Origin of the sequence: Olleya sp. ITB9 (genome assembly GCF_001315805.1) — a bacterium.
Classification (GTDB): domain Bacteria; phylum Bacteroidota; class Bacteroidia; order Flavobacteriales; family Flavobacteriaceae; genus Olleya; species Olleya sediminilitoris.
The window spans coordinates 84,764-97,137 of sequence record NZ_BCBW01000039.1 but is presented as its reverse complement, the minus strand read 5'-3'; the positions used below and the strand labels follow the sequence as shown (position 1 = coordinate 97,137).

The window sequence follows — 12,374 nt, the reverse complement described above, 5'->3', positions numbered from 1 at the left end:
TCTTACTGAATTTAGTTCAGCTTCTCATTATTATGTGATTCTGAAACTAGTTCAGAATGACGTTACTCAAGCTAGCCTTGTAACTCACTTTTTAAAGCCTTAAAAAACAAATCGACATGTTCTTTTTTGATGGTTAAAGGCGGAAGAATTCGTAATAAATTAGGATTCTTCGCACTTCCAGTAAATATCTTATGTTCAAAAATTAGCTTTTTACGTAGTTCAGCAATCGGGAAATCAAACTCCAACCCTAACATTAATCCACGTCCTTTTATGTTTTTAATTGCCGAAATTTCTTTTGCTTGCTCCAGAAAATAAGCTGAGATGTCTTTAGTATTTTGCATCAAATCCTCTTCTTCAATAACTTCTAATACAGTCGAAGATGCAACACACGCTAAGTGATTCCCACCAAAAGTGGTTCCTAATAAACCAAAAGAGGCTTTAATATTTGGGTGAATTAAAATCCCACCAATCGGAAAACCATTCCCCATGCCTTTGGCAATCGATATAATATCTGGAGTTACATTATATTTCTGAAACGCGAAGAAATCGCCAGTTCTACCAAAACCAGATTGCACCTCATCTGCAATAAAACACGTATTGTATTTTTTGCATAATGCATCCAAACCTTCGTAGAATGCCCCAGTACTTTCGTCTAATCCTCCAACACCTTGAATACACTCAATAATTACTGCACAAACATCGTTTTTAGCTAGTGCTTTTTCGACACCTTCTAAGTCACCTAATGCCAGAATCTCAACCTCTTGCTGTGCATTAATTGATGCTATAATCTTCGCATTATCGGTTGCTGCAACAGCTGCTGATGTACGACCATGAAAGCCATTTTTAAAAGCAACAACTTTTTTCTTTCCGTTGTGGAATGACGCCAGTTTTAAAGCATTTTCATTGGCTTCTGCTCCAGAATTACATAAAAACAATGCATAATCTTTGCAGCCTGAAAAAGCGATTAATTTTTTAGCCAAAGCGACTTGTAAAGGATTCTGAATCGAGTTACTATAAAATCCTAATTTGGCTACTTGATCAGAAATGGCAGCCACATATTTTGGATGCGAATGCCCAATAGAAATCACCGCATGTCCACCATATAAATCTAAATATTTGGTGTTGTTTTCATCGTAAACAAAAACATCTACACCCTTTACAGGTGTGATATCAAACAAAGGATACACGTTAAATAAACTCATATCTGCTCTTCTTTAATGTTACTAATCTTGTTAAACGAGGCAATCATACCTTGTATTAAAGACGAACTCAATCCTTTGTGTTCCATCTCATTCAAACCTTCAATCGTACACCCTTTTGGCGTCGTTACACGATCTATTTCCTCTTCCGGATGATTCCCGTTGGTAATCAATAAACTCGCCGCACCTTCGCTGGTATACATCGCTAGTTCTTGCGCTTCTTTAGCATCAAACCCTAACTGAATAGCAGCCTGTGTTGTTGCTCTAATTAAACGCATCCAAAACGCAACACCACTTGCACAAACCACAGTAGCAGCTTGCATTTGACTTTCCGGAATACTCAACGAATGTCCTAAACGGTTAAAAATAGCTTCAGCAATTTTAATGCGTTTTGATCCTTGCACATTACTACACAAACACGTCATCGATTTCCCAACTGCAATCGCGGTATTTGGCATCGCACGAATGATAAATTTATCCGCACCAACTTGCGCTTCAATCTTAGGAATTAGAAAACCTGTAATAGTCGAAATCAACACGTGTTTCTCTGTTAATTCCGGCTTAATGTCATTTAATATTTGCTCAAAATGAGCTGGTTGCACTGCAAAAATGATGATATCAGATTGCCTTACAGCTTCAGTATTATCCGTTGTTAAATGCACATTTTTATAACCATCAAATTCTTGAATCTCATCCAAATTTCGTTTGGTTAAATACAAACTAGTAATCGCATTGTTGGTAATCAAACCTTTTGCGATGGACTTTCCTAAGTTTCCTGTTCCTATAATTGCTATTTTCATTTGTTTGTTTTTTTTGTTTAGGCGTTACCACAAGGGTCGCGCTTTCCGTTATATCTTTTTTGCCTTGTTCTCGATACAAATTTGCTCATGCTTCACAAATCCACTCGAACTGACGTCAAAAAAGGATGCCACTTCAACCGCTAACGCAGCTGCAGTACTTTTAAAAATAAGTTGCTTTCAATTTTAAACCTTCTGTTTCATCAAAACCAAACATTAAATTCATGTTTTGAATGGCTTGTCCTGAAGCGCCTTTTAACAAATTATCAATAATGCTTGTGACCAATAATTTGTCTTCATGCTTATGTAAATGAAGAATACACTTATTGGTATTTACTACTTGTTTTAAATGAATTTCATCTTCTGAAACTACAGTAAACGCAGCATCTTTATAAAAATCGCTGTACATTGCTTTTGCGTCTTCCAAGCTTCCTTTAAACTTAGTGTACATGGTTGCAAAAATCCCTCTAGAAAAATCGCCTCGATTTGGCACGAAATTAATCTCCGAATTAAAGTTAGATTGCAACAGTTTCACCGATTGATTAATCTCTCCTAAATGTTGATGTGTAAAAGCCTTATAATGCGAAAAGTTATTATCTCGCCAAGTAAAATGTGTGGTTGCAGATAATGATGTTCCTGCTCCAGTTGCACCTGTAACTGCATTAATATGCAAATCGTTTTGTAAAAATTCAGCTTTAGCTAAAGGCAATAATGCTAACTGAATTGCTGAGGCAAAACACCCTGGATTTGCAACATAATTAGCGCTTTTAATCGCTTCTTTATTTAATTCGGGTAAACCGTAAACAAACGTTTTACCTTCAAAAATGGCGTCTTTAGTTAACCTAAAATCATTACTTAAATCAATGATTTTAGTTTCAGCAGAAAATGAATTGTTCTCTAAAAATGCTTTAGAATTTCCGTGACCTAAACACAAAAACAACACGTCCACTTTTGAGTTAATTTCACTTGAAAATACCAAATCTGTACTACCAATTAAATCTTGATGTACTTTATATATCTTATTTCCAGCATTAGAGGTACTGTAAATAAAATTGATGTTTGCTTTTGGATGATTTAACAACAATCTAATAAGTTCTCCAGCTGTATAACCAGCTCCACCAATGATTCCTATTTCTATCATAGCTTATGAGTTTACTTGTTGATAGATTTTGTTCTGATTCCCTACAATTTTGATAAACCCTTTAGCTTCATCTGCAGTCCAACCTTTATTTTCTTCACCATAACTTCCGAATTTCGCATTCATTAAATCATGCTTAGATGTAATACCATCTAAATTGAAATGATATGGTTTTAGCGTTACAAAAACATCTCCTGAGACTTTGTCTTGACTGCTTTGTAAAAAAGCTTCCATGTCACGCATAACAGGATCTAAATATTGACCATCATGCAGATGCATTCCGTAGAAACTTGATAAATAATCTTTATGTTGCAATTGCCATTTCGTTAAGGTGTGTTTCTCTAACAAATGGTGTGCTTTTATAGTGATTAAAGCTGCAGCAGCTTCAAAACCAACACGACCTTTTATACCAACAATGGTATCACCTACGTGAATATCTCTACCAATTGCGTAGGCAGACGCAAGGTTGTTTAGTACTTCAATATTTACTTCTGATGCGTTTTCAATTCCGTTAATAGCAACCAATTCACCTTTTAAAAAGGTTAATGTTACTTTCTCTTCTTCGGCATGTTTTAATTGTGATGGATAAGCACTTTCTGGTAATGGTTTTTCTGATGTTAATGTTTCTTCTCCACCAACACTAGTTCCCCAAAGTCCTTTATTAACAGAATATTTTGCCTTTTCCCAAGACGCTTCGATACCGTTTGCTTTTAAGTAATCAATTTCTTGTTGTCTGCTTAAACTTCCATCTCTAATTGGTGTAATAATTTTAATATGTGGTGCTAAGGTTTGAAAAATCATATCAAAACGGACTTGATCGTTTCCAGCTCCTGTGCTTCCGTGTGCGATATATTCGGCATCAATACTTTTAGCATATTCAATAATTTCGATAGCTTGTATAATACGTTCAGCACTTACTGATAATGGATAGGTGTTGTTTTTCAGCACATTTCCGAAGATTAAATACTTGATCACTTTATCGTAATACGAAGCAATTGCGTCAATATTTTTATAGGTTGATACTCCCATTTTATAGGCCTTACTTTCTATCTGATTAATCTCTTCTTTGGTAAATCCTCCTGTATTAACACTTACTGCGTGCACATCGTATTCCTTTGATAGACTTACTGCGCAATAGGAAGTATCTAATCCACCACTATATGCTATTACTAATTTGCCTTTATTTTTCATTTTTATCTTTTTTTAAAAACATGGTTTGCTTGATATTTTTTAATCTGGTCCACACTTTTTTATCGTATTTGTGTTGGTGAGTTTGTTTTACTTCTTTTGAAGGATCGTACAGCATGCCTGTACATAAACACATTTTCTGTTCTGTTCTTGTTAAAACATCAAAGTTTTTACATGTTTGACAACCATTCCAGAAACTTTGATCTGTGGTCAATTCTGAAAACGTCACTGGTTTATAGCCTAAATCGCTATTCATTTTCATAACTGCTAAACCTGTGGTGATACTAAATACTTTAGCATCCGGAAATTTGGTTCTAGAATGCTCGAATATTTTCTGTTTGATTTGTTTAGCTAAGCCAATATTTCTAAAATCCGGATGTACAATTAACCCTGAATTAGCCACAAATTTACCATGGCTCCATTGTTCGATATAGCAAAATCCTGCAAACTTATCGCCTTCTAAAGCGATAACAGCATTACCGTTTTCCATTTTGGTAATGATATATTCCGGTTTACGTTTTGCAATACCAGTGCCTCTAACTTGAGCAGCATCTGCAATGGTTTGGCAAATAATATCTGCGTAAACACTATGCGATTTATTAGCAATAACAATTTCCATTGTAATTGGTTTTAATAATTAAAAAAGTAATATTTTGATTTTGAGATTCCTGTCTATGCAGGAATTTTGTTTTGAATGGAGAACCGGACTCACCTAAGTTCTATAAATAGAAGCACACCCTTAAGGGCGTCGACGTAAAATTGGACGCACAACAATCCTGTTATTATTTCTAATAACTGTATTTAAAAAAGGAAATATTTGTGTTGAATTGTTCACTGTCTGAAAAAAAATAAAAACTATTAACTAAAAGCTTGAAGTATGCATATTAGCGACGTCGTCTGCGTAATAGCAAACTTGTGGGTCTTTCGTTTTTATTTAGAGTTGTAAACATGATGCAAACGTATAATTTAAATTAATACAAACATTTAATTTTTGTGCTTTTTAATGAATTTTTGCGAATTTGAAAGTTTTTAAGCTCATAATTATCAAAATCATACTAAAAACTGAAACAAATCTGGTTTATCATTTAGATAATCTCCATAAAAATTATGACGCTTCATTTTTGTAATTAAAGGCTCTAAATTATTTGGAGATTTTAACTCAATTCCAACCACAGCAACATCATTTTCTCGGTTTACTTTTTTGGTGTATTCAAAGTGTGTAATATCATCTGTTGGACCTAAAATATCCACTACAAATTCGCGTAAAGCACCTGCACGTTGCGGAAATTTAATTATAAAATAGTGTTTTAAATTAGCATGTAATAATGCGCGTTCTTTAATTTCTGGAGTACGCGTAATATCATTATTACTTCCACTTATAACGCAAACTATATTTTTACCTTTAATTTCTTCTTTAAAATAATCTAAAGCAGATAAACTTAAAACTGCTGCAGGCTCTGCAACAATTGCTTCTTTATTATATAAATCTAAAATAGTTTGACAAATTTTACCTTCATCTACAGTAACCACACGATGTAATGTCTCTTTACAAATGGCAAAATTTAAATCACCAACACGCTTAACAGCTGCACCATCAACAAAACTATCAATCTCATCTAACTCCGTGTTTTTATTATTTCGTATTGAAGTTAACATCGAAGGTGCGCCTTTTGGCTCTACACCTATAATTTTTGTCTGTGGTGATAACAACTTAAAAACGGATGATAACCCTGAAGACAAACCACCTCCTCCAATAGGTACAAAAACGTAATCTATTGGGTGAGACTCCGTTTGATTTATAATCTCTAAACCTACTGTTGCTTGACCCTCAATAACTTTTTTATCGTTAAATGGGTGAATAAACGCTTTGTTTAAACGCTTGCAATCTTCCATCGCTGCATGGTAAGCATCATCAAAGGTGTCGCCAATTAATACAACTTCAATATACTCTTCTCCAAACATTTTAACTTGTTCCACCTTTTGATTAGGAGTTGGAGAAGGCATGAAAATGGTCCCTTTTATTTTTAACAATTTACAAGATAACGCCACGCCTTGTGCATGGTTTCCTGCACTTGCGCATACAATTCCTTTTTTAGCTTCAGCTTTAGTTAAAGAAGACATTTTATTGTAAGCACCTCTAATTTTATAAGAGCGTACTTGTTGTAAGTCTTCGCGTTTAAACATGATGTTTGCTTCAAATTGCTTTGAATATCTCATGTTTGAAATTAAAGGAGTCACAGCAGCAACGCCTTTTAATTTTTTGGCAGCAGCTTCAACAGCTTCTAATGTAGGCCTGTATGTTGTTGTGGTGTTTTCCATGTTTTATGAGATCCTGAAATTAATTCAGGATGACAATAGATTTAAGCTAAAACTGATTCTTCTGATTTTACATCAGATTTTATAATTTTCATTGCAGTCATTGCTGCTCTTAATCGTTTCCCAACTGTTTCGATTGGATGATTTCTAATGGCATCGTTTACTGCTATCAACTCGATATTATCAACACCTGTTGTTGTAGAAAATGATTTACCAATTATATCTGTTTCGACTGTTTTCATGAAATCGGTTAACAATGGTTTACATGCGTGATCAAATAAATAACAACCATATTCAGCAGTATCAGAAATTACTCTATTCATTTCAAATAATTTTTTTCTGGCAATGGTGTTTGCTATTAATGGTAATTCATGAAGCGACTCGTAATAAGCTGAGTCTTCAATTATTCCTGCACTTACCATAGTTTCGTATGCTAGTTCTACACCAGATTTTACAAAAGCTACCAATAACGTTCCATGGTCAAAATATTCTTGCTCAGAAATATGCTCTGTTGTTAACGTCGTTTTTTCAAAAGCAGTTTCACCTGTTTCTGCTCTCCATTTTAAAAGATTTACATCATCATTTGCCCAATCTTCCATCATGGTTTTAGAGAAGTGACCCGAAATAATATCGTCCATATGCTTCTCGAATAAAGGACGCATGATGTCTTTTAATTCTTCAGACAATTGGTATGCTTTTATTTTTGCTGGATTGGATAAACGATCCATCATATTAGTAATTCCACCATGTTTTAAAGCTTCAGTAATAGTTTCCCAACCAAACTGAATTAATTTTGCAGCATAACCAGGCTCAATACCTTCTGCGACCATTTTATCGAACGATAAAATTGCTCCTGTTTGTAACAAACCACATAAAATGGTTTGCTCACCCATTAAATCACTTTTTACCTCAGCCACAAAAGACGATTCTAAAACACCTGCACGATGACCACCAGTTGCAGCTGCATAAGCTTTTGCTTGAGCCCAACCTTTGTTTTCTGGATCGTTCTCTGGATGCACAGCAATTAGTGTTGGTACACCAAAACCACGTTTATATTCTTCTCTAACTTCGGTTCCTGGACATTTTGGAGCAACCATAATTACAGTTATATCTTCTCTTACTTTAGTGCCTTCTTCTACAATATTAAATCCGTGAGAATAACTTAGCGTAGCGCCTTTTTTCATTAAAGGCATTACAGCTTTTACAACATTTGTGTGCTGTTTGTCTGGTGTTAAGTTTAATACTAAATCTGCAGTAGGAATTAACGCTTCATACGTACCAACATTAAATTCGTTATCCGTAGCATTTTTGTAAGACGCACGCTTCTCATCAATAGCTTGTTGCCTTAATGCATACGAAATATCTAAACCTGAATCACGCATATTTAATCCTTGGTTTAAACCTTGTGCACCACAACCAATAATTACAATTTTTTTGCCTTTTAATGCATTAACACCATCTTCAAACTCTGAAGCATCCATGAATCTACATTTACCTAATTGATCTAATTGGTTTCTTAATGATAATGTGTTGAAATAATTTGACATTGTCTTTTATTTTAATTGTTGGTTATGCTTGAAAAGCTTCTAGCATTGTTGATATTTTCATTTCGTCTTTTGTAACAGCAATACGTCCTGAGCGTGTAAATTGCATGATTCCAAAAGCACTTAATTCTCTATATAATAATTCTATTTCTTCTTTACGTCCTGATTTTTCAATAACAAAAAATTCACGATTTACTGTTACAATTCTAGCGTTGCTCTCTTTAATTATATTCTGAATTTGTCGCTCTTCAAACAATAAATCAGATTTCATTTTAAAAATGCAAGACTCTTGATAGATGGTGTCTTCATCTGTATGAAAATAAGCCTTAATAACTTCGACTTGTTTTTCAATTTGACCAATTATTTTTTTCATTTGGTCTTCAGTAATAATAACCACAATTGTAAATTTTGAAACACCTTCAATTTCTGAAACCGAAGAGTTTATGCTTTCAATATTTATATGTCTACGTTGAAATATTGCCGAAATACGATTTAATAATCCTATATTATTTTCGGTGTAAACCGAAACAGTGTATATTTTGTTTTCTGCTTCCATATTATTCTAATCTTACGTCTGAAACTGATGCTCCTGTTGGTATCATTGGAAACACATTGTCTTCCTTTTCTACACAAACTTCTAAAAAGTATGGTCCATCTGTGTTTATCATTTTAGCGACCGCTTCCTCTAAATCTTCACGCTTAGTTACTTTTTCGGCTTCTATAAAATAGCCTTTAGCAATGGCTACAAAGTCTGGATTGGTCATTTCTGTAGACGCATAACGTTTATCGAAAAACAACTGTTGCCATTGGCGAACCATACCTAAAAACTCGTTGTTTAAAACCACAATTTTTACAGGTACTTTTTGCTGAAAAATAGTACCCAATTCCTGAATAGTCATTTGGTAACCACCATCACCAGAAATTGAAATTACCTCACGCTCTGGAGCTGCCATTTTTGCTCCAATTGCAGCAGGCAAACCAAAGCCCATTGTACCTAATCCACCAGAAGTGATATTGCTTCTTGTTTTATTGAAATTGGCATAACGACAGGCTATCATTTGGTGTTGACCAACGTCTGTAACAATTGCTGCATCACCTTTAGTTTGCGAATTAATTTCTTTTAAAACTTCACCCATTGTTAAACCTTCTTTTGTAGGATAGATGTCGTTTTTTATTACTTTTTCGTATTCAATAGCATATAAATCCTTAAATTTTTGATGCCATTCTGGATGTGTTTTTTCATCTAAAAGCGGAAGTAAGGCAGCTAAACTTTCTTTTGCATCACCTAAAACTGCCACATCTGTTTTAACGTTTTTATCAATTTCGGCAGGATCAATTTCAAAATGAATCACTTTAGCCTGTTTAGCGTATGTAGATAAACTTCCGGTTACACGATCGTCGAAACGCATACCAATTGCAATTAAAAGGTCGCAGTCGTTAGTTAAAACATTTGGTGCATAATTACCATGCATACCAACCATACCAATATTTAAAGGATGAGATGTTGGAATTGCTCCTGCACCTAAAATGGTCCAAGCAGATGGGATTCCTGCTTTTTCAACAACCGCTTTAAATTCGGCTTCAGCCTGACCTAAAGACACACCTTGACCCCAAACAATCATTGGTTTTTTAGCAGCATTAATTAATTTTGCAGCAGCATCAACCTCACTATGATTTAATTTAGGAATGGGAATATAACTTCTAACACCTTGACATTTTTCGTATTTAAAATCGAACTCTTCGAATTGAGCATCCTTTGTAATATCTACTAAAACAGGACCTGGACGTCCACTTTTAGCAATATAAAAGGCTTTAGCCATAACTTCAGGAATCTGAGATGCTTTTGTAACCTGACAATTCCATTTTGTAACTGGTGTAGAAATACCAACGATATCTGTTTCTTGAAATGCATCACTGCCTAATAAATGTGACGCTACTTGACCTGTTATACAAACCATTGGTGTACTATCTATTTGTGCGTCTGCTATACCTGTAATTAAATTGGTTGCTCCTGGTCCAGAGGTTGCAATTGCGACACCAACTTTACCCGAAATACGTGCATAACCTTGAGCAGAATGTGTTGCACCTTGCTCATGACGGGTTAACACATGGTGAATTTTATCTTGGTATTTGTAAAGCTCATCATAAACTGGCATGATTGCTCCTCCAGGATATCCATAAAGGATATCTACACCTTCGGCTAACAAACATTTTATAATTGCTTCACTTCCAGAAATACGCTCTGTAGTTTGCGGTGTGTTTGTTTCTTTCTTTATAGTTTTTGTATCCATATTGTTCTATTTTGGATAATTAGTTTTTTTTAAAACTCGTCAGTTACACATCCTTTTGATGCTGATGATACCGTTTTAGCATATTTGTATAATACACCACGTTTAAACTTTAAATCTGGTGCTTTCCATTCTTGTGTTCTTTTTTGTAAATCTTCTTCTGTAACCTCTAAAACAATGGAGTTTGTTTCGGCATCAATGGTAATCATATCGCCATCTTTTACTAAAGCTATGTTGCCACCTTCTTGAGCTTCTGGAGTAATGTGCCCAACTACAAAACCATGCGTTCCACCAGAGAAGCGACCATCTGTAATTAATGCTACATCTTTACCTAAACCTGCTCCCATAATTGCAGCAGTTGGCTTTAACATTTCTGGCATTCCTGGCCCACCTTTTGGACCTTCGTAACGTATTACGACAACATCTCCTTTTTCTACTAATCCATCACGAATGCCATCATTGGCAGCATATTCGCCTTCAAACACTTTAGCTTTACCAATAAAACTTAAACCTTCTTTTCCTGTAATTTTAGCGACAGAACCTTCTGTGGCAAGATTACCATAAAGCATTCTTAAATGACCTGATATTTTTATTGGTTTTTCAATTGGCTTAATAACATCTTGACCTTCTTTTAGATCTTTTACATCCAATAAATTCTCTGCAATTGTTTTTCCTGTAACGGTTAAACAATCGCCATGAATTAATCCTTTTTTCAATAAATATTTTAAAACCGCAGGAATTCCGCCAACAGCATGAACATCTTCCATTAGGTATTTTCCGCTAGGTTTTAAGTCGGCTAAAAATGGTGTATTATCGCTTATATCTTGAAAATCTTTTAAAGTGAAATCGATATCTGCAGCTCTTGCAATTGCTAAAAAGTGAAGTACTGCATTTGTAGAACCTCCTAATATAGTAACTAATCGTACTGCGTTTTCTAGAGATTTACGTGTAATAATATCTGAAGGCTTAATATCCTTTTCTAATAACACACGCATGGCTTCACCTGCTTTAACAGACTCTTCTTTTTTATCATCACTTAATGCTGGATTAGACGAGTTAAACGGTAAAGTCATCCCTAAAGCCTCAATAGCTGAAGCCATAGTATTTGCAGTATACATACCACCACAAGCTCCTGCTCCTGGACATGCTTTTTCGACTATATTTTGATATTCTGTTTCTTCCATGGTTCCAGCAACTTTGCTTCCCCAAGCTTCAAAAGCAGAAACGACATCTAGTTTTTTTCCATTATGGCAACCAGAATCAATGGTACCACCATAAACCAAAATGGATGGACGATTTAGCCTAATCATGGCAATTAAAGCTCCTGGCATATTTTTATCGCATCCAACCACTGTAATCAAACCATCATAACTCATGGCTTGTACTACGGTTTCCATAGAATCTGCAATAATATCTCTAGATGGTAATGAGTAACGCATTCCTGGTGTTCCCATAGAAATACCATCACTTACTCCAATAGTATTAAAAATAAGCCCAACAATATCTTGGTTTTTAGTACCCTTTTTAGCCAATTTAGCTAAATCATTAAGATGCATGTTACATGGATTACCTTCGTATCCTGTACTGGCAATACCAATAATAGGCTTAAAAAAATCTTCTTTTGTTAATCCAATAGCATGCAACATGGCTTGTGCTGCTGGCTGTGTTGGGTCTTGGGTGACTGTTTTACTGTATTTATTTAACTCCATTGATGGTCGACTTCTATTTAAATATTAATCTAAATTAGAGGTTTGACATTTGGAAGATGGTTTTTTTAAAAAAAATAGACTAAGGCCAGGTAATAAAAATACAAATTAAACAATTGACAACCAATGTGTTATGTGTTTTATAATATGACACCCAAGGTTCTTATTTTTTAAAAAAAAGAACTAGATATTAAAACA

10 protein-coding genes are annotated in these 12,374 nt (G+C 34.7%); all 10 read right to left on the bottom strand.

Annotated features, from left to right (window positions below; genetic code table 11):
- Positions 1–71 precede the first annotated feature (71 nt).
- The 10 genes from ITB9_RS11645 to ilvD all read right to left on the bottom strand — a co-directional run bounded on the left by ITB9_RS11645 (position 72) and on the right by ilvD (position 12,179).
- Complete coding sequence (locus ITB9_RS11645; protein ID WP_054852370.1) at positions 72–1,202, bottom strand: aspartate aminotransferase family protein; 1,131 nt, start codon at positions 1,200–1,202, stop codon at positions 72–74.
- The gene (gene proC, locus ITB9_RS11640) at positions 1,199–1,999 is read right to left on the bottom strand and encodes a pyrroline-5-carboxylate reductase (protein WP_054852369.1); all 801 of its coding nucleotides are present in this window, start codon (positions 1,997–1,999) and stop codon (positions 1,199–1,201) included. The genes ITB9_RS11645 and proC overlap by 4 nt, the downstream gene beginning before the upstream one ends.
- Positions 2,000–2,159: 160 nt before the next feature.
- Positions 2,160–3,137, bottom strand: a complete 978-nt coding sequence (gene argC / locus ITB9_RS11635; RefSeq protein WP_054852368.1) for an N-acetyl-gamma-glutamyl-phosphate reductase — start codon at positions 3,135–3,137, stop codon at positions 2,160–2,162.
- Between the two features lie 3 nt (positions 3,138–3,140).
- Entirely contained in the window at positions 3,141–4,325 is a 1,185-nt protein-coding gene (locus ITB9_RS11630; protein ID WP_054852367.1) for an argininosuccinate synthase, read from the bottom strand.
- Positions 4,315–4,941: a GNAT family N-acetyltransferase gene (locus ITB9_RS11625; protein WP_054852366.1), complete on the bottom strand. Its 627-nt coding sequence runs from the start codon at positions 4,939–4,941 to the stop codon at positions 4,315–4,317. Before ITB9_RS11625 ends, ITB9_RS11630 begins: the two co-directional genes overlap by 11 nt.
- A gap of 431 nt (positions 4,942–5,372) precedes the next feature.
- Positions 5,373–6,641 carry a threonine ammonia-lyase IlvA gene (gene ilvA / locus ITB9_RS11620; protein WP_054852365.1) on the bottom strand — a complete coding sequence of 423 codons (1,269 nt, stop codon included), beginning with the start codon at positions 6,639–6,641 and terminating at the stop codon, positions 5,373–5,375.
- A gap of 41 nt (positions 6,642–6,682) precedes the next feature.
- A complete protein-coding gene (gene ilvC / locus ITB9_RS11615; protein WP_054852364.1) occupies positions 6,683–8,185 on the bottom strand; it encodes a ketol-acid reductoisomerase in 1,503 nt (500 codons plus the stop codon).
- A 22-nt stretch (positions 8,186–8,207) separates the two neighbouring features.
- Positions 8,208–8,738 (bottom strand): acetolactate synthase small subunit, encoded by a 531-nt coding sequence (gene ilvN, locus ITB9_RS11610; RefSeq protein ID WP_054852363.1) that lies wholly within the window; start codon positions 8,736–8,738, stop codon positions 8,208–8,210.
- 1 nt (position 8,739) lies between these two features.
- The gene (ilvB, locus tag ITB9_RS11605; RefSeq protein WP_054852362.1) at positions 8,740–10,473 is read right to left on the bottom strand and encodes a biosynthetic-type acetolactate synthase large subunit; all 1,734 of its coding nucleotides are present in this window, start codon (positions 10,471–10,473) and stop codon (positions 8,740–8,742) included.
- Between the two features lie 29 nt (positions 10,474–10,502).
- Positions 10,503–12,179 (bottom strand): dihydroxy-acid dehydratase, encoded by a 1,677-nt coding sequence (gene ilvD / locus ITB9_RS11600; protein WP_054852361.1) that lies wholly within the window; start codon positions 12,177–12,179, stop codon positions 10,503–10,505.
- Between the last annotated feature and the right edge of the window lie 195 nt (positions 12,180–12,374).